Below are 22,589 nucleotides of genomic sequence, written 5' to 3' on the forward strand. Positions count from 1 at the left end.
CATGACCCAGCCGTGCATTCTCTGTGTCGACGACGAACCCAGCAACCTGGCGCTGATCCGGCAGCTGCTGCGCGAGGACTACGCGCTGGTGTTCGCCAAGAACGGCGCCGAAGCGCTGCGCGGGGTGGCCAAGCACCGTCCGGCGCTGATCCTGCTGGACGTCGACCTGCCCGACGTCGACGGCTACACCCTCGCCCGCACGCTCAAGGAAGATGCGCGCAGTGCGGCGATCCCGATCATCTTCGTCACCGGCAAGGACAAGGACACCGACGAGAGCATCGGCTTCGACGCCGGCGGCGTGGACTACATCACCAAGCCGTACTCGCCGAGCATCCTGCGCGCGCGGGTGCGCACGCACCTGTCGCTGGTCAGCGCCGCCAGCCTCGCCGACAGCCACCGCGCCGCGATCGAGATGCTGGGCATGGCCGGCCACTACAGCGACTCGGATACCGGCACCCACATCTGGCGCATGGCCGCCTACGCCCGTGCGCTGGCGCTGGCCGCCGGCTGGTCGCGCGAGGACGCCGACCTGCTGGAACAGGCCGCGCCGATGCACGACACCGGCAAGATCGGCATCCCCGATGCGGTGCTGAAGAAGCCCGGGCCGCTGGACGCGGACGAGTGGCAGGTGATGAAGCGGCACCCGCGGATCGGCTACGACATCCTCAGCCGCAGCAGCGCGCCGCTGTTCCGTCTCGCCGCCGAGGTGTCCCTGTACCACCACGAGCACTGGGACGGCGGCGGTTACCCGGCCGGCCTGTCCGGCACGCAGATTCCCGAATCGGCACGGATCGTGGCGCTGGCCGACGTGTTCGACGCCCTCACCTCGCCGCGCCCGTACAAGGACGCATGGCCGCTGGAACAGGCCTTGGCGCTGTTCCGCGACAAGTCCGGCAGCCAGTTCGAGCCGCGCCTGGTGCAGTTGTTCGAGGCGATCCTGCCGCAGATCCTGCAGATCCAGGCGTACTGGAACGAACGCGAAGCCGGGGAAGACCCGCCGCAACGCGGCAAGGCGCAGATCCCCTTGCGGCATCACGGCAGCTGATACACGCCCCTCTCCCCCCGGGAGAGGGGTTGGGATGAGGGTACGGCGCGAAGCGACTGGCAGAGATTGAGGACACGAGGCTTCGCCCGCACCCTCACCCGCCCCTTCGGGGCACCATCTCCCGGATGGAGAAGGAACAGCGCACTACGCTCCGCGACAGGCGTTACCGGTAACGCCCATCGCGGCTGAAGCGGCTCCTACGAGGTACCCGCGCGCGCAGCGCCTCCATCAACGCCGCCGCAAGCGCCAGGCGCGGTGGATGCGCGGGTTGCGCTCGAAATCCGGATCGATGGTCTGCGCGCTGATCTCCTCGCACACCGCGAACTCGGCCAGCGCGTTCTCGTCCAGCTTGAAGCGGCGGAAGTTGTTGGAGAAGTACAGCACGCCCTCGGGCATCAGCCGTGCCACCGCCGCACGCAACAGCCGCACGTGCTCGCGCTGGATGTCGAAATCCTCGGCACGCGCGGAATTGGAGAAGGTCGGCGGGTCGCAGAAGATCACGTCGTAGCGGTTCTTCTCCGCCTCCAGCCAGCTCAGCGCGTCGGCCTGCACCAGCCGGTGCTGGGCGCCGCCCTTGCCGTTGAACGCCAGGTTGTCGGCGCACCACTGCAGGTAGGTGCCGGACAGGTCCACGCTGGTGGTGGAATCGGCGCCGGCCACCGCCGCCTGCACGCTGGCCACGCCGGTGTAGCAGAACAGATTGAGGAAGCGCTTGCCGCGCGCCTGCTGCGCCATCGTCCCGCGCAGTGGGCGATGGTCGAGGAACAGCCCGGTATCCAGGTAGTCGAACAGGTTCACCCGCAGCAGCGCCTCGTGCTCGCGCACCACCAGGAACTCGCCGCGCTGCTCGAAACGGCCGTACTTGCTGCCGCCCTTGCCGCGCTCGCGGGTCTTGAGCGCCACCTGTTCGGCCGGCACCGCGAACACCTCGCGCGCGGCCGCCAGCAGTTCGTTGCGGCGGCGGCGCACGTCCGCATCGGGAATGCTGTCCGGCGCCGCGTATTCCTGCACGTGCAGGAAGGTGCGCGCCTGGCCGCCGTCTTCATGGTACACGTCGATCGCCGCCGCGTACTCGGGCAGGTCGGCGTCGTAGGCGCGGTAGCAGCTGACCCGCTCGCGCGCGCGCCAACTCTTGAACTTGCGCAGGTTCTTGCGCAGGCGGTTGGCGACCATCTGCGCGCCGTCGCTGAGCGCGCGCGGTTCCTCGCTGGCAGCGGCCCGCGGCGCGACCGCGATCGGGTCGCAGACGATCAACGGGCACTCCAGCGCGCCGTTGAACATCTGGTACTTCTTGGCCGCGCGCAGGCCGGTGGCATAGGCCAGTTCGTCGCTGCCGCACAGCAGGCTGGCGCGCCATTGCGGCACCGCCCGCTTGAGCGCATCGCCCAGGCGCCGGTACAGCGCCGCGTCGGCGGCCAGGCGCTCGTCGTAGGGCGGATTGCACACCACCGTGCCCAGCGCCTGCGCCGGCGCAGGCAATGCGGCGACATCGTGCACGGCGAAGGCGATCGCCTCGGCCACGCCGGCCGCCTGCGCGTTCTCGCGCGCCGCGCGCAGCGCATGCGGGTCGATGTCGCTGCCGTACAGCACCGGGCGCAATGCGGCGCGACCGGTTTCGGCACGCTGCCGCGCCTCGGCCAGCAGCGCACGCCAGGCCGCCAGGTCGAACCCCAGCCAGCGGCTCGGCGCGGCATCGGCATCGGTGTCGCCGCGCTGCTGCGCCGCCAGTTCGCCGCGCAGCAGGCCCGGCGCCACCTCGGCGGCCATCAGCGCGCCTTCGATCAGCAGCGTGCCGCTGCCGCACATCGGATCCAGCAACCCGCCGCCTTGCGCATACAGCGCCGGCCATTGCCCGCGCAGCAACACCGCCGCGGCCAGGTTCTCCTTCAGCGGCGCCTCGTTCTGCGCCTGGCGCCAGCCGCGCCGGTGCAGCGAACCGCCGCCCAGGTCCACCGACAGCGTGGCGCGGCCCTTGCGCAGCGACAGGTTCAGGCGCAGGTCCGGGTGTTCCACATCCACCGACGGCCGCTCCAGGCCCTCGCCGCGCAGCGTGTCCACCACCGCATCCTTGACCCGCTGCGCGGCGAAGCGCGCATGGGTGATGCCGGTGCCGGACACATGCGCGTCCACCGCCAGGGTGTGCTGCGGCGCCAGATGGCTGCGCCACTGCAGCGCGGCCACGCCGGCGTACAGCGCCGCCTCGTCGGGGCAGTCGAAGGACTGCAACGGCCACAGCACGCGGCTGGCCAGGCGCGACCACAGCACCGCGCGTTGCGCGTCCTGCAGGCTGCCTTCGGCATTGACGCCGGCGACGGTGGCGGTGGCCTGGGCCACGCCGAGCGCGAGCAGCTCATCGACGAGCAGGTATTCCAGGCCCTTGGCGCAGGAGACGAAGAATTTCACGGAAGGCGGACCAGGACGGACGGGAGGGAGGCACGGCGGACGCCGCGCGCGTGGCGCATCGCAGCGCCGGATCCGGCGTTGCCGCGGCCGCGGCCGCGGATCGGGGTGAGCACGCGAACGCACCGCACCGGAACGGCGCGCAGAATACCACAGGGCCTGCGCGCGCCTGCCTGCTGCGCAGGTCCTGGCGCAGTGCACGCCGCGCCGCCACTGGCCTCGTCCGCCTGGCATGGAGAGGCCGCCCACCGGCGCTTGCCTGGCCACCGACCCAGCGCCGTGACAGCTGCAGGCGGCGCTGCAGACGCGCCCGCCCATGGCCGTGGCACACAACGCATCGCTCAATGCGAGGCCACGAATCCGGCCCCTGGCGCGGCCGGCGGCACCGCGAACTCGGCGCGCATGCGCCGCGCCTCGGCCATCGGCGGCCGGCCGAACAGACGTTTGAACTCGCGGCTGAACTGCGAGGCGCTCTCGTAGCCGACCGCGTGGCAGGCGCCCGCTGCGGTCATGCCCTCGCGCGCCATCAGCAGGCGCGCCTGGTGCAGGCGGATCGATTTCAGGTACTGCATCGGCGCGACCCGGGTCACCGCCTTGAAATGCGCATGGAACGACGGCGTGCTCATCCCGGCCTCGCGCGCCAGCTCCGCCACGTCGAGACGCCGCGCGTGGTCGCGGTGGATGCGTTGCAGGGCGCGACCGACGCGGCCGAAGTGGCCTTGTTGCGCCAGGGCAGCGCGCAGCCCATGGCCTTGCGGTCCGGTCAGCACGCGGAAGTACACCTCCCGCACGAGGGCGCGGCCGAGGATGGCCGCGTCCAGCGGGTGGCTCAGCGCCTGCAGCAGGCGCTGCACGGTCTGCCGCAACGCTGCGTCCATCGGACTGGACACCATGCTCGCCGGCGCCTGCGCGAGCGGCACCGGACCGGCCTGGTCCAACTCGACCAGCAGCCCCGCCGCAAGCTGGAAATCCAGATGCAGGTACAGCGCCAGCAGCGGCCGCTCCGCGCTGCCATCGGACTGCATGGTGAAGGGCACCGGGACGGCGACGGACAGGTAGTGCTGCTCGTCGTAGACGTACACCGCATCGCCGAAATGCCCACGCTTGGCGCCCTGGCAGACGATGACGATGCCCGGGTCGTACAGCACCGGCGTGTCGGTCAACGGCCGGTCCGAACGCAGCACGCGGACATCTGGCAATGCGGTCAGGGTGTAGCCCTCCTGCGGTGCCAGGGCACGCAGCAAGTCCACGGAACTGGCGGAAGACGTCATAGAAACAGGCAAGGATCGCAGAGAGCGCGGCATCGGAGCGGCGCGTCGATCATCGCATCATTCGCCCCTCATCCTCTCGGGAGCGTGCCATGGCACTGCAGAAAACCTTGCTCATCACCGGCGCCAGCAGCGGCTTCGGCCGCGCGTTGGCTCAAGCGGCGCTGGCGGCCGGACATCGGGTCGTCGGCACCGTGCGCAGCGCGCAGGCGCGGCAGGAGTTCGAGGCGCTCGGCGCCGGGGCGATCGGCCGTGTGCTGGACGTCACCGACGTCGAGGCCATTCCCGGCCTCGTCGCCGAACTCGAAGCCACGGTCGGGCCGCTGGACGTGCTGGTCAACAATGCCGGTTACGGCCACGAAGGGATCCTGGAGGAATCGCCTCTGGATGCACTGCGGCGCCAACTCGACGTCAACGTGGTCGGCGCCGTGGCGATGATGCAGGCGGTCCTGCCCTCCATGCGGCAGCGTCGCCGCGGGCACATCGTCAACATCACCTCGATGGGTGGCTTCATCACCATGCCCGGCATCGCCTACTACTGCGGCAGCAAGTTCGCACTGGAGGGCATTTCCGAGGCGCTGGGACAGGAGGTCGCCGCGCTGGGCATCCACGTGACGGCGGTGGCGCCAGGGTCGTTCCGCACCGACTGGGCGGGCCGTTCGATGGTCAGGACGCCGCGCAGCATCGCCGACTACGACGCGCTGTTCGATCCGATCCGCGACGCCCGCCAGGCCAAGAGCGGCCGCCAGCGCGGCGACCCGGCCAAGGCCGCCCAGGCCATGCTGGCGTTGATCGAGGCGCCTGCACCACCTGCGCACCTGCTGCTGGGCAGCGACGCGCTGGCCCTGGTGCGTGACAAGCTCGACCGCCTGAAGGCGGACATCGCCGCATGGGAGGCGGTGAGCCGTTCCACCGATGCCTGAGCGGCGGCCGCCACGCCGGCTGCGACGCGCGCCGACCACCCGGCATCGATGAAGGCTGCCGACTGCGTAGATCACCGCGACAAGGATGCTGGCGCTGTTGCTGCCCTCCCCCGCTCGCTACGCAACACCCGACGGCACGACCACGTCGACGACAGCGCACGCCACTCACCACGGCGTCAGCCGCCACGCCTCGGCATCGGCCTGCAAGCGCTGCTGCAGGCACAGCGTGTCGAGGAACGCCGCATCGTGCGAGACCACCAGCAGCGCGCCGGGATACTGCAGCAACACCGCACGCAGCGCGTCGCGGGACTCGCGGTCCAGGTGGTTGTCGGGCTCGTCCAGCAACAGCAGCTCCGCTGGCGGCGTGCGATAGAACGCGCAGGCCAGCGCGGTCTTCAGCCGTTCGCCGCCGCTGAGCTGGCCGCAGGGCACGCCGATGCGCTGCGCGTCCAGGCCGAGCAAGGCCAGCCGCGTGCGCAGGTCGGCGGGCGCCATGCCGGGCGCGGCGGCCTGCAGTTGCGCCAGCGCGGTGGCGGCCGGGTCCAGCAGCGCCAGCGACTGGTCCAGGTGGGCGCTGGCGGCGCATACCCGGCAACTGCCCGACCGCGCCGGCACCTGCCCGGCCAGCGCGCGCAACAGGGTCGACTTGCCGCTGCCATTGGCCCCGACCACGCCGATCCGCGCGCCGCCCTGCACCACCAGGTCCAGCGGTTGCCGCGTCGCCGGCGCGAACGGCAGTTGCAGCGCCTGCAGCTCCACCAGGCGCCGGGTCGCCGCATCGGCCGGCGACGGCGCGAACAGCGCCACCGGCGCATCGGGCTGCACCTGGCGCGCCGCCTCGGCGATCCGCGCCAGGCTGCGCGCCTGGGTGGCCTGGTGGTCGCGCACGCGCTTGCCGGCGCTGTCCTGGCTGCGCTGCTTCTGCCGGCCGAGCAGGATCGGCGCCTGGTTGGCCGTGCCGGCCTGCTGCCGCCCGCGCGCACTGCGCCGCTGCTGTCGATCGTGCTGCGCCTGCCAGGCGGCGCTGTCGCGCGCATGCTGCAGCTTGTGCTGCGCCAGTTCGGCCTGCGCGGCCTCGCGCTCGCGCGCCCGGCACTGCAGGTAGAACGCGTAGTCGCCACCGTAGTCGCGCAGCCCGCCGGGCGACAGCTCCAGCGTGCGCTGCATGTCCTGCAGCAACAGCGCATCGTGGCTGATCACCAGCAGGCCGCCCGGCCAGCGCTGCAGCGCTTCGCGCAGGCGCTGCCGCTGTGCCGCGTCCAGGTGCAGGGTCGGCTCGTCCAGGATCAGCGCATCGGCCTCGGCCAGCCAGGCGCCGATCAGCGCCACCCGCATCGCCTCGCCGCCGCTGAGCGTGGCCGCCGGGCGGTGCGGCTCCAGCGCGCCCAGGTCGTGCGCGTGCAACTGCGCCTGCAGGCGCTGGGCGATATCCCAGCGCTCGCCGAGCGCGTCGAAATCCGCCGCGTCGGCGCTGCCGGCCTCGATCCGGGCCAACGCCCGCAACGCCGCGCCCACGCCGGCCAGGTCGGCGACGGTGGCGTGCGGCGCCGGCGCGATCTGCTGCGGCACGTAATGCAGGCGGCCGTGGCGCACGCAGCGCCCGGCGCTGGGCGTCAGTTCGCCGGCGAGCAGGCGCGCGAACACGCTCTTGCCGACGCCGTTGCGGCCGACCAGGCCGGTAGGCCGCGCATCGAGCGCGACGTGCAGATCGGAAAACAGGATCCTGCCATCGGGCAGGACATAAGTCGCGCTGTCCAGCGCAAGCAGCGGATGCGTCATGGGAACCTCCATGGATGCCGGTCGTGCCCGCCGATCGCTCGGCAGGTGGGACGAAGGCCGTCGCGAAGACGGCGGCATCAATGGCGCATCGGCGTGGATCCTCGATGAAGGTGCGGGACGATGCTAGCGCACCCGACCCGTGTCGGGCGAGATCGCGCGGCGCGGGCTCAGGGCGCGGACAGGAACGCCGGGTGGTAGGCCACCTCGGCCATCGGCGGCAGGCGTTCGCCGAAGGCCAGCGCGTGGAAGGCCTCCACCGGCGCGCCCGGCAGGGTCAGCCCCGGTTCCGGGCGAAAGCCGAAGCGTGCGTAGTACGCCGGGTCGCCCAGCACCACGCAGCCGGCCGCACCCAGCGCCTGCAACTGCGCCAGCGCCTCGCGCACCAGCCGCGCGCCCAGGCCCTGGCGTTGATGTCCCGGTCCCACCGACAGCGGCCCCAGGCCGTACCAGCCGCGGCTGCCGTCGGACAGGCTCACCGGCGACACCGCCACGTGGCCGACGACGTAGCCCTCGTGCTCGATCACCAGCGACAGGGTCAGCGCGCCGTCCGCGCGCAACCGCTCGATGATGTCCTGCTCGTCGTGGCGGCTGTGTGCGACGCGGAAGAACGCGACCAGGGTCAGCGCCTCGATCGCCGCCGCGTCGGCCGGCCGCTCCGCACGCAGGAGCATGTCGCCGGATGCGCTCACAGACGCTCCAGCAATTCGGCGAAGGCCTGCGCCGAGGTCGCGACGTGCTCGCCCAGGCGATGCGTATCGTCGACCAGCAGCAGCCGCGCCGCGCGCGCCTGCGCCCAGGCGATCACCTCGGCGGCGGGAATCAGTTCGTCGCGCCAGGCATGCACCACCGAGGTCGGCACCGGCGCCGCGTCCAGCGCCGGCAGATGCCCCATCCGCGTCGGCGGCACCATCAGGAACAGGCCGCGCACCGGCACATGCAGCGACACCTGCGCGGCGATGTAGGCGCCGAGGCTGGACCCGGCCAGCACCAGGGGCCCGCGCTGCGCCGCGGCCTGCGCCAGTTCCAGCAGGCGCTGCAGGCGCGTCGGCACGTCGCCGAGCGGGCTGATGTCGCGGCGCGCGTCCAGGTCGGTGTAGTCCGGGCGCGAATGGCTCCAGCCCAGGCGCTCCGCGACCTCGGCCAGCGCCGTCACCTTGATCGCGTCCGGCCCGCTCTCGAAACCGTGCGACAGGATGCAGTGACCGCGGCTCACAGCGCCACCACCGCATCGCCCAGGCGCAGCGTGCCGCCCTGCACGATGCGCGCGCACAGGCCGCCGTGGCCGCGCATGGCGTTGTAGCCGCCCGGCCCCAGCGCCTGCTCCATGCGCGAGCACGGATCGCACGGCGCGATGCCTTCCAGCTCGACCTCGCCGATGCGAAAGCGGCGCCCCTTCAGTGCGATCAGCGGAATGCCGGAGACCACCAGGTTGCGCCGCAGGGTCGCCGGCGCCACCGCCGCATGGCCGGCCAGCGCGGCGATCGCCGGCAGGTGTTCGGCCTGGATCAGGGTGACGCCGCGCTTGCCGTTGCGCCCGGCGTAGCGGTCGCCGTGCAGGCCGCCATCGGTCTGCGCCGCGGCGGCGTCGACTTCGTGCATCGGCACATCGCGCGCCGGGCGCAGGCCGATCCATTCCACGCGTCCGGCGCGCGGCAGTGTGGCCAGCAGGGTCGCCAGCGGGCTTTCGGAATTCAGGGTCATCGGCGAATGCTAGCATCCGCGCATGTCGCCCACCTCGCCGCTGCCGATCCACGATGCGCCCCTGCCCTACGTCGGCCTGCTGGAGGAGCGCGCGCCGGACAGCATCACGCTGGCGGTGATCCACTGCACCGAGCTGCCGGACCTGGCCAGCGCGCGCCTGTACGGCGAGCGCGTGCTGTATCCGTCCGGCACCGGCAACAGCGGTCATTTCTACATCGACCGCGACGGCAGCGTGCACCGCTACGTGCCGCTGCAGCGGATCGCGCACCACGTGCGCGGCTACAACCGGCAGTCGCTGGGCATCGAGCTGGTCAACCGTGGGCGCTATCCGCTGTGGCTGGATTCGCGCCACCAAGCGATGACGGAGCCCTACCCGCCGACGCAAATCCAGGCGCTGATCCGGCTGCTGCAGCAGTTGCGCGCGGAACTGCCGCAGTTGCGCCACATCGCCGGACACGAGGCGCTGGACCGCAGCCTGGAAGCGGCCAGCGACGATCCGGCGCGGCAGGTGCAGCGCAAGCTCGATCCGGGACCGCGCTTCCCCTGGCCACAGGTATTGGAGGCAGTGGCGCTGGCGCCGTATGCGCCGTCGCCGTGACCGCGCTGCAGGCGGTGGATTGGAACGGCTGATTCGGGCCGCGACGGAGCACCAGACAACGTCGCATTGGCACGTTGTGTAGGAGCGACTTCAGCCGCGACGGGATGCAGCGGGAAAGGCCCCGTGGCGGCTGAAGCCGCTCCTACAAGATTCCTGCGCGCTCAGCGCGCGCCGACGTAGTTCTTCTCGCCGGCGGTCACCGCCACGTCCAGGCGATTGCCGACCGGCGCCAGCGGACACACCACGTGCGGGGTGAACGCGCATGGCGGGTTCTGCGCCAGGTTGAAGTCCAGCACGATGCGGTCGCCCTGCGGCGCCGGCACGAACAGATAGCGCGCGCCGCCGTAGCTCTCGCGGCCGCTGGTGCGGTCGGAAAACGGCAGGAACAGACGCTGGCTGGCGCCGTCGCGCAGCACCTGCAGGCGGTAGTGCCGCCCCTGCAGGACGAAGTCGGCGCTGCCGACCAGGGCCAGCGGCTGCGGCGTGCCGATCGAGGTCAGCAGCACCATCGCCTGCGGCGCCGGCACCGGATGCCAGTCGGCCAACACCCGCCACTGCGGATCGATCGGGAAGTAGTCGATGCCGCGGAAGCGCGCGCGCGCCGGCGCCTGCGGATCGCGGAAACGCCAGCCGAACAGGTTGCCGGTGCGCACCACGTAGAACTCCTGCGCACCCAGCGTCAACCGCGTCTGGGTGTCGTGCGCCGCGTCGGTCTCCAGGCGGCCTCCCGCGAACGGCTGGCCATTCACCTGCACCGCCGCGTCCGCGGCGGGCTGGAACTGCACGCCCTCCTGCAGATCCACCTGCAGCACGCCCAGATGCGCCGGACCGGCCGGCAACTGCACGTCGTTGTCGGGCGCGCTGCCGACCCGGTGCAGGCCGCTGTGCAGGCGGCCGGAGCCGGTGAAACTCAACCAGCCCGATGGCGCGCGCAACGTCGCCAGCCGCTGCGCGCGGCTGTGCTGCACAGACTCGCGGTAATGCGTGGCCGATTGCGCGCGCGGCGAGGCATCGGCGCCATCGGCCGCCGCGCCCCGGTCGCCGCAGGCGGCCAGGCCCAGCAGCATCGCCAGCCCGCAGGCCTCACGCCACCGCATGGTGCCGCCCCCTGTCGCGTGCCATCGTGCGTGCGTTCCGTATGCGCCGACGCCGGCCCTAGCCGACGGCGCGCGGCCGCGACGGGTCGGCGATCCAGCCGCTCCAGGAGCCGGCATACACGCGCGCACCGTGCAGGCCGGCATGTTCCAGCGCCAGCAGCAGATGGCAGGCGGTGACGCCGGAGCCGCACATCAGCACCACCTCGCGCGGATCGCGCCCCTGCAGCAACGGCTGCAGCTCGGCGCGCAGTTCCTGCGCCGGGCGCAGGCGGCCATCGCGCAGGTTCTGCGCCAGCGGCCGGTTGAGCGCGCCGGGCACATGCCCGGGCAGCGGGTCGATCGGCTCCACCTCGCCACGGAAGCGTTCGCCGGGGCGCGCATCGAACAACCAGCCCGGCGCCTCGTGCAGGCGCGCGGCAACCTCCTCGGCGGAGACGATGCGCGCCGTGTCGAACGCCTGCGGATACGGCGGCAGCGGCGACGGTACCGCGACCGCGTCGGTTTCCGGCAGGCCCAGCCGGCGCCATTCGGCCAGGCCGCCGTCGAGCACGGCGACGCGGCGATGGCCGAGCAGGCCCAGCATCCACCACAAGCGGGCGGCGGCCATGCTGCCGTCGCCGGCGTCGTAGACCACCACCTGGTGCTGCGGGCCGATGCCCCATTGCCCCAGGGTGCGCGCGAAGGCCGCGTCGTCCGGCAACGGGTGCCGGCCCAGGCCGGGACGGCCGAGATCGGACAGATCGGCGTTCAGATCGGCGTAGACCGCGCCGGGCAGGTGCGACTGCACATAGGCCTCGCGCGCCGCCGCTGCGGCGGCAGGATCGAGCAGCGCCGCCGGCACGAACCGCGCATCGACCAGGCGCAGCGCGGGATCGCCGAGCGCGGCGGCCAAGGCCGGCGCCTCGACCAGGGTGTGCCATTCGGGGGACGTTGCGCTCATGCGGTTTGCTCCAGTCGGCGGCGCAGGTTGAGCAGGATCGCCGCGGTCGCGCCCCAGATGCGCTGGCCGGGCCAGCCGTACTCCAGCACGACGCGCGGGCGTCCGCGGTAATCGGTCTCGATGCTGCGCAGGTTGTCCGGCGCCATCAGGTAGGCCAACGGCACCTCGAATACCTCCGCCACCTCGCCCGGATGCGGCTGCGGCACGAAGCGCGGATCGATCGCCGCGACCACCGGCATCACCCGGAAGCCGCTGATGGTGACGAACGGATCCAGGTAGCCCAGCGGCTCGGCCTGGCTCGCCGCCAGCGCGATCTCTTCCTCGCTCTCGCGCAGCGCCGCGGCCACCGCATCGGCATCGCTGGCCTCGATGCGGCCGCCGGGAAAGCTGACCTGGCCGCCGTGGTGGCGCAGGCTGTCGGTGCGCCGGGTCAGCAGCACGTAGGTGCCGTCGGCGCGCGGCACCAGGCCGGCCAGCACCGCGGCTTCCACCGGCGCACCGTCCGGCAGCAGATCCTGCAATTCGTGGTGGTTCCAGCCCGGCCCCGTCGGCGGCTGCTGCAACGGATGCAGCGCGCGCAGCAGATGTGCGCGTTCGGCCAGGCGCTGTCCCGGCGACGGCGACCAGCCGCGGCCCGGCAGCACCTCGTCCATGTAGCGGCGGCGTTCGGCGTCGCTCATGCCGCGCCAGCGTGCGATCTCGTCGCCGCTGCGCAGGCAGCCTGCGCAATAGCCCTGCGCATCGAGACGGCAAATACCGATGCAAGGCGTAAGCGGGGCATGCGGAACGGGATCCATCGGATTCGACACCTTGCCAGCCTAGCGCGATTCGTCGGCGCCGTCGTCGCCTGCCAAAAAAAATTGCGCCGGCATCGCTGCCGGCGCAATCGTCGTGCACTGGAGCGGCGTGCTTACTTGACGCTGACCAGCTTGATCTCGAACTGCACCGCCACGTTCGGCGGGAACGGCGTACGCGGGTCGGCACCGTAGGCCTTGTCCGGCGGCAGGGTCACTTCCCACTTGGAGCCGGCCGGCATCTGCAGCAGCGTGTCGCGCATGGCCTGCATCTCGACTTCGCTGACCTTGATCGCCGGGATCTGCTGCGCCGGGCGCGCCTGCGCCGGGCGCTGGCCGAACGGGTACGGACCGGCCACTTCCAGCTGCACCGTGCTGGCCTGGGTCGGCTTGGCGCCCTTGCCGGCCTCGATCACGCGGTACTGCACGCCGCTGGGCAGGGTCTGCACGCCAGCCTTGGCCTTGTTCTGGGCCATGAACTGGTCGCTCTTGGTCTTGTTCTCGGCAGCGGCCTTCTCGTAGTCGGCCTTGGCCTGCTGGGCGCGGGCCTGCTCGCGCTTCTGGAACGCTTCCACCGCCGGCTTAAGCTGGTCGGCGCTGACCGCCGGCTGCTTCTTGGCGTAGGCGTCCTGCAAGCCCTTCACCACCGCATTGATATCGAGCTGCTCGCCGCGGCCGGTGAGTTCGGCAAGGTTGTTGCCGTAGTCGTAGCCGAAGTAATAGCTCAGCTTGCCCTTCTCGGACGAGGTGTCCTGGGCGAACGCATTGCCGCTCAGGGCGAGGGCCGCGACAGCGACCGCAATAGAACGCAACTTCATCAAACAATTCTCCAGGGTGGTGGCACAGGGCGGCCCGTGCCGCCTGAGATGACGCGTTAGGATAGCCGCCGCGGCGCATAACCGCTACCGACGACGCTGCTCTGACTGGTGCGGCCCGCCGAGAGTTCCCATTACTTTTTTTTAACAACCAGGAATGCACATGTCCGGCACGCCGGTCCTCGCCGATACCCAGGGTGCGATCCGCATCCTCACCGTGAATCGAGCCGACAAGCTCAACGCCTTGAATCGCCAGGTTTTGCAGGCGCTGGATGCGGCCTTCGCCGCGGCCGCGGACGACCCGCAGATCCGCGTGGTGGTGCTGACCGGCGCCGGCGAGAAGGCCTTCGTGGCCGGTGCCGACATCGCCGAAATGAACGAACTGACACCGGTGCAGGGCCGCGATTTCTCGCAGTTGGGCCAGCGCCTGATGCGCCGGATTGAGCGCATGCCCAAGCCGGTGCTGGCGATGGTCAACGGTTTCGCCCTCGGCGGCGGGCTGGAACTGGCGATGGCCTGCCACCTGCGCGTGGCCGCCGAGGGCGCCCGCCTGGGCCAACCGGAGATCAATCTCGGCCTGATCCCCGGTTTCGGCGGCACCCAGCGCCTGCTGCGGCTGGTCGGCCGCGCCGCAGCGCTGGAACTGTGCCTGCTCGGCGCGCCGATCGACGCGGCGCGCGCGTTGCAGCTGGGCCTGGTCAACCGCGTGGTCGCCGCCGGCGAACTGCAGGCGACCACGCTGCAGCTGGCGCAGCAACTGGCCGAGGCCGCACCGCTGGCGTTGCGCGGCGTCCTCGACGCGATCCAGATCGGCGGCGAAGGCGCGATCGAACAGGGACTGGAGTACGAGACCGCGCAGTTCGGCCTGCTGTTTTCCAGCGAGGACATGCGCGAAGGCACCCGCGCCTTCCTGGAGCGGCGCCCGCCGCAGTTCCGCAACCGCTGAGCCCACGCACGATGTCGCACGCCCCCGTTTCCGCCACGCCGCTGCAGTTGCTGCGCTGGGTCCTGGACGACGATCTGGATGCCGCGATCGACGGCGGCCTGATGGACTACCGCGGTACCGATCCCGGCGACGACGCGCTGGACCCGGCGCATCCGCGGCTGCGCGCGCAGGTGCTCGCCGCGCAGCAGCGCCTGCGCGATGCCTGGGCGGCACGCGCGCGCTATCGGGCGCGCAGCGCGCGGCTGGAACGCCGTGCCGCGGCGCGCCAGGCGCGGCGTGAGGCCGTTGTACCGACCGCCACGGGCACGACTCCCGCCGCCCCCAGCGCGCCGGCCCTGCCCGCGGCGGCTGCGGCGATCCTGGCCCGCGCCAAGGCCAAGGCCGCGCAGCGAGGCGGCCGATGAGCGCGACCGCCAGCGCGCCCGTGCGGCGCGGACGCCTGCTGAGCAAGGACGAGATCCACGAGCTGTTCTCGCGCCTGTCCGAACTCAATCCCAGCCCGACCACCGAGCTGGAGTACAGCACCCCGTTCGAACTGCTGATCGCGGTGATCCTCTCGGCGCAGGCCACCGACGTCGGCGTCAACAAGGCCACCCGCCGCCTGTATCCGGTGGCGAACACGCCGGCGGCGATCCTGGCGCTGGGCGAGGATGGGCTGAAGCGCTACATCTCCACCATCGGCCTGTTCAACGCCAAGGCCAAGAACGTCATCGCCACCTGCCGCATCCTGGTCGAGCAGCACGGTGGCGACGTGCCGCGTGCGCGCGACGCGCTGGAAGCCCTGCCCGGCGTCGGCCGCAAGACCGCCAACGTGGTGCTCAACACCGCCTTCGGCGAGCCCACCATGGCGGTGGACACGCACATCTTCCGCGTCGCCAACCGCACCGGGCTGGCTCCGGGCAAGGACGTGCGCGCCGTCGAGGATGCGCTGCTCAAGCGGGTGCCGGCGCAGTTCCTGCACGACGCCCACCACTGGCTGATCCTGCACGGCCGCTACGTGTGCAAGGCGCGCAAGCCCGACTGCCCGCAGTGCGCGATCCGCGACCTGTGCCGGTACAAGGACAAGACGCCGGGTTGAGCGGCGCAGTCGCAGGCAGGCGCTCGCGTCATCGCCTGCGCCACAGCCTTGGGCGCCGGTTGATGCGGAACTGGGAACATCGGCTCCGGCCACCAGCGCGGCACGCAAGGTCCGCCGCCCCGCTCGTCGCGACTGAAGTCGCTCCCACAATGGCGTTCCGCAAGCGGGCACCTGGTGGTATGGGAGGGGCTTCAGCCCCGACAGCAGCTAACACCCGGAGCCGATGGCTGCGCTCGTCGCGGTTGAAACCGCTCCTACAGTTCTCCCCAAGCCGCCGCCTGGTTGCACTGCAGGAGCGGCTTCAGCCGCGACGGTTTCCGTCGCGACACGGCCTCGCCTGCCCGCATCGCGGTTGAAACCGCTCCTACAGGATGTCGACTGGCCAGGCGAAGCACTGCCTGCCACACCACCGACTACGCCGCACGCTGCCCTTCCACGCGTCGGTCCAGTTCCTTCCAGTCCACTACCAGGGCGCAACCGCGGGCCGACGCGTTGCGGCTCCAGTCGCGCAGCAGTTCCAGGCAGGCGTGGTCGACGTGGCGTAGCCGCGCCACGTCCAGGTGCAGTTCGGTATTCGGCGGCAGCCGCTCCAGGGTCCGCGCCATCGTCGGCACGCGCAGGAAGGTGGCCGAGCCCTCCAGCGACAGGCGCAGCTTGCCGCTCCCCTCGCCTGCGCCCGCGCTGGCGGCGTCTTCATGCGCATGCACGCCGACCGTCAGCCGCGACTGCTGCAACGCCAGCCGCAGCAGCGACAGCGCAAAGCCGATCAGCACGCCGGTCAGCAGGTCGGTGGCGACGATGGCGAAGGTCGTCGCCAGGTAGATGGCGGCGGTGCCGCGTCCGTAGGCGGCCAGTTCGCGCACCTGCCCCAGCTTGACCATCTTCAGCCCGGTGTAGACCAGGATGCCGGCCAGGCACGCGACCGGGGTCATCCGCAGCAGCCACGGCAGCAACAGCGCGAACACCAGCAGCCAGGCCGCGTGCAGCATGGTCGACACGCGCGTGGCCGCACCGGCCTGCACGTTGGCGGCGCTGCGCACGATCACCCCGGTCATCGGCAAGGCGCCGAGCAACCCGCACAGCATGTTGCCCACGCCCTGCGCGGCCAGTTCGCGATCGTACTGGGTGCGCGGCCCCTGGTGCATGCGGTCCACCGCCGCCGCCGACAGCAGGGTCTCGGCGCTGGCGATGAAGGCGAAGGTGAGCGCCGACAGCAGCAGCGTGGCATCGAGCACGCCGAGCATGTCGTCCAGGCTCGGCACCCGGATCGCCGAGAGCAGGTTGGCCGGCACGTCGACCTTGCGCACGTCCAGCGCCTGCAGCTGCACCAGCGCGGTCATCGCCACCACCGCCAGCAAGGCGCCGGGCACGAAGCGCAAGCGCTGCGGGCGCAGCCGCTCCCACGCCAGCATGATCGCGATGGTGCCCAGGCCGACCAGCAAGGCGGCGCGGCCCACGCCGGCGTCCAGCGCGCGCCACAGCACCGCCGGCAAGGCGGCGAAGTTCTCCAGTCCACGCGCCTTCGGCGCCGCGTCCAGCAGCACGTGCGATTGCGAGGCGACGATCAGGATGCCGATGCCCGACAGCATGCCGGCCACCACCGCCGGCGAGGTCATGCGGAACCACACGCCGGCGCGGCACAACCCGGCCAGCAACTGGATCGCGCCGGCCAGCAGGATCACCGGCCCCAGCGCCGCCACGCCGTGCGCGCGGACCAGTTCGAACACCAGCACCGCCAATCCCGCCGCCGGCCCGCTGACCTGCAGCGGCGAGCCGGCGATCAGCCCGACCACCAGGCCGCCGACGATGCCGGTGATCAGGCCGGCGGCCGGCGGCATGCCCGACGCGATCGCGATGCCCATGCACAACGGCAAGGCGACCAGGAAGACCACCACCGAAGCCAGCAGGTCGCGGCCGAAGGCGCCGCCGCGCAGGTAACGGGCCAGCGCCGAGGCGCCGGTCGGAGCGTGCTCTGTCATGGTGTGCATGGGCGGCTCCTCAGACGGCGACGTTGCGCAGGACCGGCGCCAGGCGCGGCGGCGGCGTGGCATCGGGCGGGCGTCGACCGGCTTCCGGCAGCAGTGGCAGGAACCGCCCCTGCTCGGCGTCGAAGGCGCGGATCTCGCCATGGCCGATGTCGTAGATCCAGCCGTGGATGCGCAGTGCGCCGCGCGCCAGCCGCGCCGCCACCACCGGTTGCGTGCGCAGGTGATCCAGCTGCGCCACCACGTTTTCCTCGGTCAGGCAGTGGAGCGCGTCCTCGGCATGCGCGGCATGCCCGTGCTGCGCGGCGACCTGGCGCGCGCTGTCGGTGTGCTTGAGCCAGGCCGCCACGGTCGGCACCTCCTGCAGCGACGCGGGATTGAGCACCGCCTTCATCGCGCCGCAATCGGTATGGCCGCAGATCACGATGTGCTCGACCTGCAGCACCGCCACCGCGTACTCGATCGCCGCGACCACGCCGCTGACGTGCTGCGAGTACGGCGGCACCACGTTGCCGATGTTGCGGTAGACGAACAGCTCGCCGGGCTGCGCGGCGAACATCAGTTCCGGCATCACCCGCGAATCGGCACAGGTGATGAACAGCGTGTGCGGGGTCTGGCCGGCGGCGAGTTGCCGGAACAGCCCGCGCTGGCGGGGATAGACCTCGTTGCGGAAGTGGCGGAAACCGTCGAGCAAGCGTTGCATGGGATATCTCCAGGCATGGGGGGAGCGAGGCCGTACCGCACGCGGCACGACGCAGACGCAAACAACAGAGGGATCGGCATCGCCAGTGCGGCGACGCAGGCGTCAGGCCCGGGATGGAGGACGCAGCGCGGGGCGGCGATAGCTGCGGCAAGGCGCTGCCGGTGGCACCGGCAGGACCGGCCGGATCAGGAGGGTCGGCGGAAACAACGCGGGCGCGACCGCGAGCGGTGCGTCGTGCGGATCGGTGTCGGCGGCTGGCGCGTCCAGCTCGGGCGGCACCCCATCGAGGTCAGCGTCGACATCGCTGGCGCAGGCACTCGCGCACAGCGCCGCCGGTGCCGCCGCTGCGGCCGATCCTGCACGGATCGCGGACAGCGCCAGCAACGCGGTCAACATCAACATGGACAGACGGGCGAGCATGCTTCGACAGTAGGAAGGCGCGTCGTCGCTGACAAGTGCTGCGCCGCACAATTCACTGCATCGTCCACGGCCGTCGACGCGAACCGTGAAAGACACCCCGGCCCGCGCCAATGACGCGGGCCGGGGTCACGCCGCAAAAAAGAAAGGCGGCGCAGTGCGCCGCCTTTCGTACAGCATGCGGGAATCTCCGCGCATCAGAACGACAGGTCGCCCCAGACGCCGAATTCCTTGGTTTCCACGTCGGTCTTCTTGCTGGCGTTGTCCTGGTGCGTGTACTTGTACACCGTGGCCAGCTTCAGGTTCTTCAGCACCGGGAACTCGACGCCGACGTTCCAGTACTTGTCGGCCAGGGTCGGGTCGAGGGTCTTGCTCAGGTCGGTCTTGTCGTAGCGGGCGAAGGCGTTGATGCCGCCGTCGGTCAGCGCCACGCTGCCCCATACCGACCAGCCGCTGGACTTGTCGCTCGCCGCGGTCAGCACGTTGTTGAGGTTCTTGGCCTGGAAGTACTCGCCGCCCAGACGGAAGTTGGAATCGGCATAGGCGACCATCGCATCGGCGCGGGTGTAGTCGTGCTGCGCGTCGAGGATGTCGGTTTCCTTGCCGAGCTTGCCCGAGTAGGCGCCGACGGCGATGGCCAGGTTCTGCATCGGCATGTAGGCGACGCGGCCTTCCACGTCCATGCCCTTGCCGCGGGTCGGGTTCTTGTAGCCGGCACCGTTGACCACCGACATCGCGTAGTTGACCTGCGAGCCCAGGTCGCCGAAGGCGTGCAGGCCCCAGTCGGAGGAGTTGGCGTACTTCAGGCGGTCGGTCAGGGTGTTCTCGACGTAGCGGTAGCCGTAGAACTTCTCGACGAACGGCACCCACGGCATGTCGGCGGCACCGATGCGCAGCGCGAAGGCGTCGTCGAACTTGCCCTGCACGTAGGCCTTCTTGACGAACAGCTGGGTGTTGGACAGCGCCGAGCTGTACTGGAAGTCGGTGGTCAGGTTGGCCGACCAGATCTCGTTGAAGCTGTGGTCGACGGTCAGATAGAAGCGCTTGACGTCCAGACCGGTGCCGCTGGCGGCGGTCTTGGCACCGCCGCTGGTGCGGTCGATGTTGGTCAGGTCGAAGAACATGCGGCCGCCGATCTTGTTGTCGTTGACCAGCTTGGCGAGCTTGTCGACCTTGGCGGCGCTGGCCTGCGCCGATTCGGTCGCCTGGGCCTGCACGACATTCACTTCCGACTGCGCGTCGGACTGCGCCTGCAGGGCTTCCGACTGCGCCTGCAGCTGCTGGACCTGGGTCTGCAGCGCTTCGATCTGGGCCTGCAGTTGCTGCAGCTGGGCAGCGCTGACGGCGGGCGGATTGCTGCTGGCCTTGGCCTTCGCCGCGAACGCCTGCGGCGCCGACGCGAGGCCGAGGCTGGCGAGGATCGCCGTGGCGAGAACATGAGAACGCATTAGGATGTCTCCGATGGGTGGTGGCAGGGTGGGATGGGTGCGGTGCGGCCCCAGTGCGACGGCCCGACCATTTGTAAAGATTCCGTCAAAGACATGACGGTTTTGAGTCAGCTTCGTGTCGGAACGAAGGCATCCCGGCCGGGAAGGCTGTCACCGGACTGACATCTGATTTTCTTCAGACGTTCATGAAAAAGTCTTGGAATGCAGCCGATGCCGGCAGGGGTGCCGGCTTCCCACCTATTCCAGGAGTTCTCCCGATGCGTTCCCTCAAGCTTCGACTGCTGGCAGCCGCCGCGGTCGCTACGTTTTCGCTCGCGGCGCAAGCCACCGATGTCACCGGCGCAGGCTCCAGCTTCGTCTATCCGGTGCTGTCGAAGTGGTCGGCTGCCTATGCCGAGAAAAGCGGCAACCGCGTCAACTACCAGTCGATCGGTTCCGGCGGCGGCATCGCGCAGATCCAGGCGGCCACGGTCGATTTCGGCGCTTCCGACAAGCCGCTCAGCGGCGCGGAGCTGGACAAGTTCGGCCTGGGCCAGTTCCCGGTCGTGATCGGCGGCATCGTGCCGGTGTTCAACGTGGCGGGCGTGGCCCCGGGCGCGATGAAGCTCGACGGCACCACGCTGGCCAACATCTTCCTGGGCAAGATCAGCAAGTGGAACGACCCGGCGATCGCCGCGCTGAACCCGGGCCTGGCCCTGCCCGACCTGAAGATCACCATCGTGCACCGCTCCGACGGTTCGGGCACCAGCTTCAACTTCACCAACTACCTGTCCAAGGTCAGCCCGGAGTGGAAGAGCAAGGTCGGTGAAGGCACCGCCGTGCAGTGGCCGGCCGGCATCGGCGGCAAGGGCAACGAAGGCGTGGCCGCCTACGTCAAGCAGATCCGCGGCGGCATCGGCTATGTCGAGTACGCCTACGCGCTGCAGAACAAGCTCAGCTACGCCGGCATGAAGAACGCCGCCGGCCGTTTCGTGATGCCGGACGACAAGACCTTCTCCGCTGCCGCCGCCACCGCGGACTGGAAGTCGGCCAAGGACTTCAACCTGATCATGACCAACGCGCCGGGCCAGGACGCGTGGCCGATCACCGCCACCACCTGGGCCATCATGTACAAGAAGGCCAAGAAGCCGGCGTCGTCCAAGGCCGCGCTGGACTTCTTCAAGTGGTCGTTCGAGCAGGGTCAGCCGCAGGCCAAGGCGCTGGACTACGTGCCGCTGCCGGAGCCGCTGGTCAAGCAGATCGAAGCCTACTGGGCGCAGAACATGAAGTGAGCCGGCGTCTCGCCCGTGCCGGCGCGCGCGTCGGCACGGCGACACCCGAGGGCGCGGACCGCAGGGTCCGCGCTTTTTTTGTCGCCCGATGGCGGGCGCCGCCTGCCTGCGATCGGCACCTGCCCGCCGCAGGACAGGCTCCTGCGGGACGGCGCGACCGCCGCATCCCGTGATGGCGTCCGCCAACCCATCCGCAAGTCATCTGGCTGTAACAAAAATATCATTTCATAGCGAGCATCCGCCGGATGTCCCGGCGCTCTTCGCTACGGAGTGACCCCCATGAAACTGCAGCCGGCGCGCATTGCCGTCCTGTCCCTCGCCCTGGCCTTCGCCGTCACCGCCTGCCAGCCCGGCAACGGCGACAAGCAGGGCGCCGCCGATGCGGCAGGCGGGACGCCCGCTGCCGCGCCGGCCGCCGGCGCCAAGACCGCCGCGGAGATTTCCGGCGCCGGTGCCTCCTTCATCTATCCGCTGATCTCCAAGTGGTCGGCCGACTACAACGCGGCCACGGGCAACAAGATCAACTACCAGTCGATCGGTTCCGGCGGCGGCATCGCCCAGATCAAGGCCGGCACGGTCGATTTCGGTTCCTCCGACAAGCCGCTGGACAGCGCCGAACTGGCCGCGGCCGGCCTCGGCCAGTTCCCCTCGGCGATTGGGGGGGTGGTGCCGGTGGTCAACCTGGACGGCATGGAAGCGGGCAAGCTGAAGCTGACCGGCCCGGTGCTGGCCGACATCTTCCTGGGCAAGATCAGCAAGTGGAACGACCCGGCGCTGACCGCGCTGAACCCGGGCGTGACCCTGCCCGACACCAAGATCAACCTGGTGCACCGCTCCGACGGCTCGGGCACCAGCTTCAATTTCACCAACTACCTGTCCAAGGTCAGCCCGGAGTGGAAGGGCAAGGTCGGCGAAGGCACCTCGGTGCAGTGGCCGGGCGGCGTCGGCGGCAAGGGCAACGAAGGCGTGGCCTCGTACGTGCAGCAGATCAAGGGCTCGATCGGCTACGTGGAACTGGCCTACGCGCTGCAGAACAAGATGCCGTACGCGTCGATGCAGAACGCCGCCGGCAACTGGGTGCAGCCCAACGCCGAGAGCTTCGCCGCCGCGGCCGCGTCGGCCGACTGGGCCAACGCCAAGGACTTCAACCTGGTCATCACCAACGCCGCGGGCGCGCAGGCGTGGCCGATCACCGCCACCAACTTCATGCTGATGCACAAGCAGGCCAAGGACCCGGCGCGCAGCAAGGCGACCCTGGACTTCTTCAAGTGGGCCTTCGAGAAGGGCCAGCCGCAGGCCGACGCGCTGCACTACGTGCCGCTGCCGCCGGAGCTGGTGCAGCAGATCGAGGCCTACTGGAGCAAGGAGTTCAAGTAAGCGC

Annotated in this window: 22 protein-coding genes; 8 read left to right on the forward strand and 14 right to left on the reverse strand. The window is 70.6% G+C overall.

All coding sequences use genetic code 11. The annotated features are described in order from the left end of the window. Window position 1: 1 nt before the first annotated feature. Window positions 2–1,045, forward strand: a complete 1,044-nt coding sequence (locus tag Q7W82_RS15895; protein ID WP_242159294.1) for an HD domain-containing phosphohydrolase — start codon at window positions 2–4, stop codon at window positions 1,043–1,045. 228 nt (window positions 1,046–1,273) lie between these two features. On the opposite strand, the gene rlmKL is transcribed toward Q7W82_RS15895, so the two are convergent. Then, on the reverse strand, window positions 1,274–3,448 hold the full coding sequence (gene rlmKL, locus Q7W82_RS15900; protein WP_242159295.1) for a bifunctional 23S rRNA (guanine(2069)-N(7))-methyltransferase RlmK/23S rRNA (guanine(2445)-N(2))-methyltransferase RlmL: 2,175 nt from the start codon (window positions 3,446–3,448) through the stop codon (window positions 1,274–1,276). Between the two features lie 338 nt (window positions 3,449–3,786). Next, entirely contained in the window at window positions 3,787–4,716 is a 930-nt protein-coding gene (locus Q7W82_RS15905; protein WP_242159296.1) for an AraC family transcriptional regulator, read from the reverse strand. Between the two features lie 89 nt (window positions 4,717–4,805). On the opposite strand from Q7W82_RS15905, the gene Q7W82_RS15910 reads away from it, so the two are divergent. Next, a complete protein-coding gene (locus Q7W82_RS15910) occupies window positions 4,806–5,636 on the forward strand; it encodes an oxidoreductase (RefSeq protein ID WP_242159297.1) in 831 nt (276 codons plus the stop codon). A 165-nt stretch (window positions 5,637–5,801) separates the two neighbouring features. Here Q7W82_RS15910 and Q7W82_RS15915 read toward each other — a convergent pair whose 3' ends face one another. The 4 genes from Q7W82_RS15915 to Q7W82_RS15930 form a co-directional block, all read right to left on the reverse strand. After that, window positions 5,802–7,415 carry an ABC-F family ATP-binding cassette domain-containing protein gene (locus Q7W82_RS15915; RefSeq protein WP_242159298.1) on the reverse strand — a complete coding sequence of 538 codons (1,614 nt, stop codon included), beginning with the start codon at window positions 7,413–7,415 and terminating at the stop codon, window positions 5,802–5,804. A 167-nt stretch (window positions 7,416–7,582) separates the two neighbouring features. After that, a complete protein-coding gene (locus tag Q7W82_RS15920; RefSeq protein WP_242159299.1) occupies window positions 7,583–8,086 on the reverse strand; it encodes an N-acetyltransferase in 504 nt (167 codons plus the stop codon). Window positions 8,087–8,100: 14 nt separating this feature from the next. Beyond that, on the reverse strand, window positions 8,101–8,628 hold the full coding sequence (locus Q7W82_RS15925; protein ID WP_152181774.1) for an alpha/beta fold hydrolase: 528 nt from the start codon (window positions 8,626–8,628) through the stop codon (window positions 8,101–8,103). Beyond that, on the reverse strand, window positions 8,625–9,116 hold the full coding sequence (locus Q7W82_RS15930; RefSeq protein ID WP_242159300.1) for an MOSC domain-containing protein: 492 nt from the start codon (window positions 9,114–9,116) through the stop codon (window positions 8,625–8,627). The genes Q7W82_RS15925 and Q7W82_RS15930 overlap by 4 nt, the downstream gene beginning before the upstream one ends. A 22-nt stretch (window positions 9,117–9,138) precedes the next feature. On the opposite strand from Q7W82_RS15930, the gene Q7W82_RS15935 reads away from it, so the two are divergent. Beyond that, the gene (locus Q7W82_RS15935; RefSeq protein ID WP_242159301.1) at window positions 9,139–9,714 is read left to right on the forward strand and encodes an N-acetylmuramoyl-L-alanine amidase; all 576 of its coding nucleotides are present in this window, start codon (window positions 9,139–9,141) and stop codon (window positions 9,712–9,714) included. A 161-nt stretch (window positions 9,715–9,875) separates the two neighbouring features. Here the strand turns inward: Q7W82_RS15935 and Q7W82_RS15940 are convergent, their stop codons facing one another. The 4 genes from Q7W82_RS15940 to Q7W82_RS15955 form a co-directional block, all read right to left on the reverse strand. Next, window positions 9,876–10,811 carry a DUF1684 domain-containing protein gene (locus Q7W82_RS15940; protein WP_242159302.1) on the reverse strand — a complete coding sequence of 312 codons (936 nt, stop codon included), beginning with the start codon at window positions 10,809–10,811 and terminating at the stop codon, window positions 9,876–9,878. A 58-nt stretch (window positions 10,812–10,869) separates the two neighbouring features. Then, window positions 10,870–11,751 (reverse strand): sulfurtransferase, encoded by an 882-nt coding sequence (locus tag Q7W82_RS15945; protein WP_242159303.1) that lies wholly within the window; start codon window positions 11,749–11,751, stop codon window positions 10,870–10,872. Further along, complete coding sequence (locus Q7W82_RS15950; protein ID WP_242159304.1) at window positions 11,748–12,548, reverse strand: DUF1289 domain-containing protein; 801 nt, start codon at window positions 12,546–12,548, stop codon at window positions 11,748–11,750. The genes Q7W82_RS15945 and Q7W82_RS15950 overlap by 4 nt, the downstream gene beginning before the upstream one ends. Window positions 12,549–12,661: 113 nt before the next feature. Then, the gene (locus Q7W82_RS15955) at window positions 12,662–13,363 is read right to left on the reverse strand and encodes an FKBP-type peptidyl-prolyl cis-trans isomerase (protein WP_242159305.1); all 702 of its coding nucleotides are present in this window, start codon (window positions 13,361–13,363) and stop codon (window positions 12,662–12,664) included. 160 nt (window positions 13,364–13,523) lie between these two features. Here Q7W82_RS15955 and Q7W82_RS15960 point away from each other — a divergent pair, with 160 nt between their 5' ends. The 3 genes from Q7W82_RS15960 to nth are packed head-to-tail and all read left to right on the forward strand — an operon-like array spanning window position 13,524 to window position 15,384. Beyond that, entirely contained in the window at window positions 13,524–14,306 is a 783-nt protein-coding gene (locus tag Q7W82_RS15960; protein WP_242159306.1) for an enoyl-CoA hydratase-related protein, read from the forward strand. An 11-nt stretch (window positions 14,307–14,317) separates the two neighbouring features. Further along, window positions 14,318–14,710 (forward strand): hypothetical protein, encoded by a 393-nt coding sequence (locus Q7W82_RS15965; RefSeq protein WP_242159307.1) that lies wholly within the window; start codon window positions 14,318–14,320, stop codon window positions 14,708–14,710. After that, the gene (gene nth, locus Q7W82_RS15970) at window positions 14,707–15,384 is read left to right on the forward strand and encodes an endonuclease III (RefSeq protein ID WP_242159308.1); all 678 of its coding nucleotides are present in this window, start codon (window positions 14,707–14,709) and stop codon (window positions 15,382–15,384) included. Before Q7W82_RS15965 ends, nth begins: the two co-directional genes overlap by 4 nt. 413 nt (window positions 15,385–15,797) lie before the next feature. On the opposite strand, the gene Q7W82_RS15975 is transcribed toward nth, so the two are convergent. From Q7W82_RS15975 to Q7W82_RS15990, 4 genes are all read right to left on the reverse strand, one after another. Further along, on the reverse strand, window positions 15,798–17,363 hold the full coding sequence (locus tag Q7W82_RS15975; RefSeq protein WP_242159486.1) for a SulP family inorganic anion transporter: 1,566 nt from the start codon (window positions 17,361–17,363) through the stop codon (window positions 15,798–15,800). Window positions 17,364–17,382: 19 nt separating this feature from the next. Beyond that, on the reverse strand, window positions 17,383–18,072 hold the full coding sequence (locus Q7W82_RS15980) for a carbonic anhydrase (protein ID WP_160945850.1): 690 nt from the start codon (window positions 18,070–18,072) through the stop codon (window positions 17,383–17,385). A gap of 102 nt (window positions 18,073–18,174) precedes the next feature. Further along, window positions 18,175–18,492, reverse strand: coding sequence for a hypothetical protein (locus Q7W82_RS15985; protein WP_242159309.1), 318 nt, complete (start codon window positions 18,490–18,492; stop codon window positions 18,175–18,177). A 194-nt stretch (window positions 18,493–18,686) separates the two neighbouring features. Beyond that, entirely contained in the window at window positions 18,687–19,937 is a 1,251-nt protein-coding gene (locus Q7W82_RS15990; protein ID WP_242159310.1) for a porin, read from the reverse strand. Between the two features lie 257 nt (window positions 19,938–20,194). Here Q7W82_RS15990 and pstS (Q7W82_RS15995) point away from each other — a divergent pair, with 257 nt between their 5' ends. Together pstS (Q7W82_RS15995) and pstS (Q7W82_RS16000) are read left to right on the forward strand one after the other, a co-directional pair. Next, window positions 20,195–21,208 (forward strand): phosphate ABC transporter substrate-binding protein PstS, encoded by a 1,014-nt coding sequence (pstS, locus tag Q7W82_RS15995; protein WP_019796907.1) that lies wholly within the window; start codon window positions 20,195–20,197, stop codon window positions 21,206–21,208. A 279-nt stretch (window positions 21,209–21,487) separates the two neighbouring features. After that, window positions 21,488–22,585, forward strand: a complete 1,098-nt coding sequence (pstS, locus tag Q7W82_RS16000; RefSeq protein WP_242080877.1) for a phosphate ABC transporter substrate-binding protein PstS — start codon at window positions 21,488–21,490, stop codon at window positions 22,583–22,585. The last annotated feature ends 4 nt before the right edge of the window (window positions 22,586–22,589 follow it).

The sequence above is a fragment of the Xanthomonas indica genome (assembly GCF_040529045.1).
GTDB classification, from domain to species: Bacteria; Pseudomonadota; Gammaproteobacteria; order Xanthomonadales; family Xanthomonadaceae; genus Xanthomonas_A; species Xanthomonas_A indica.

Excerpts from the sequence above, each read along its gene's own strand:
- Q7W82_RS15895 (WP_242159294.1), top strand. The coding sequence starts at position 2 with ATGACCCAGCCGTGCATTCTCTGTGTCGACGACGAACCCAGCAACCTG.
- Q7W82_RS15905 (WP_242159296.1), bottom strand. The coding sequence starts at position 4,716 with ATGACGTCTTCCGCCAGTTCCGTGGACTTGCTGCGTGCCCTGGCACCG.
- Q7W82_RS15910 (WP_242159297.1), top strand. The coding sequence starts at position 4,806 with ATGGCACTGCAGAAAACCTTGCTCATCACCGGCGCCAGCAGCGGCTTC.
- Q7W82_RS15915 (WP_242159298.1), bottom strand. The coding sequence starts at position 7,415 with ATGACGCATCCGCTGCTTGCGCTGGACAGCGCGACTTATGTCCTGCCC.
- Q7W82_RS15920 (WP_242159299.1), bottom strand. The coding sequence starts at position 8,086 with ATGCTCCTGCGTGCGGAGCGGCCGGCCGACGCGGCGGCGATCGAGGCG.
- Q7W82_RS15930 (WP_242159300.1), bottom strand. The coding sequence starts at position 9,116 with ATGACCCTGAATTCCGAAAGCCCGCTGGCGACCCTGCTGGCCACACTG.
- Q7W82_RS15935 (WP_242159301.1), top strand. The coding sequence starts at position 9,139 with ATGTCGCCCACCTCGCCGCTGCCGATCCACGATGCGCCCCTGCCCTAC.
- Q7W82_RS15940 (WP_242159302.1), bottom strand. The coding sequence starts at position 10,811 with ATGCGGTGGCGTGAGGCCTGCGGGCTGGCGATGCTGCTGGGCCTGGCC.
- Q7W82_RS15945 (WP_242159303.1), bottom strand. The coding sequence starts at position 11,751 with ATGAGCGCAACGTCCCCCGAATGGCACACCCTGGTCGAGGCGCCGGCC.
- Q7W82_RS15950 (WP_242159304.1), bottom strand. The coding sequence starts at position 12,548 with ATGGATCCCGTTCCGCATGCCCCGCTTACGCCTTGCATCGGTATTTGC.
- Q7W82_RS15955 (WP_242159305.1), bottom strand. The coding sequence starts at position 13,363 with ATGAAGTTGCGTTCTATTGCGGTCGCTGTCGCGGCCCTCGCCCTGAGC.
- Q7W82_RS15960 (WP_242159306.1), top strand. The coding sequence starts at position 13,524 with ATGTCCGGCACGCCGGTCCTCGCCGATACCCAGGGTGCGATCCGCATC.
- Q7W82_RS15965 (WP_242159307.1), top strand. The coding sequence starts at position 14,318 with ATGTCGCACGCCCCCGTTTCCGCCACGCCGCTGCAGTTGCTGCGCTGG.
- nth (WP_242159308.1), top strand. The coding sequence starts at position 14,707 with ATGAGCGCGACCGCCAGCGCGCCCGTGCGGCGCGGACGCCTGCTGAGC.
- Q7W82_RS15975 (WP_242159486.1), bottom strand. The coding sequence starts at position 17,363 with ATGACAGAGCACGCTCCGACCGGCGCCTCGGCGCTGGCCCGTTACCTG.
- Q7W82_RS15980 (WP_160945850.1), bottom strand. The coding sequence starts at position 18,072 with ATGCAACGCTTGCTCGACGGTTTCCGCCACTTCCGCAACGAGGTCTAT.
- Q7W82_RS15985 (WP_242159309.1), bottom strand. The coding sequence starts at position 18,492 with ATGCTCGCCCGTCTGTCCATGTTGATGTTGACCGCGTTGCTGGCGCTG.
- Q7W82_RS15990 (WP_242159310.1), bottom strand. The coding sequence starts at position 19,937 with ATGCGTTCTCATGTTCTCGCCACGGCGATCCTCGCCAGCCTCGGCCTC.
- pstS (WP_019796907.1), top strand. The coding sequence starts at position 20,195 with ATGCGTTCCCTCAAGCTTCGACTGCTGGCAGCCGCCGCGGTCGCTACG.
- pstS (WP_242080877.1), top strand. The coding sequence starts at position 21,488 with ATGAAACTGCAGCCGGCGCGCATTGCCGTCCTGTCCCTCGCCCTGGCC.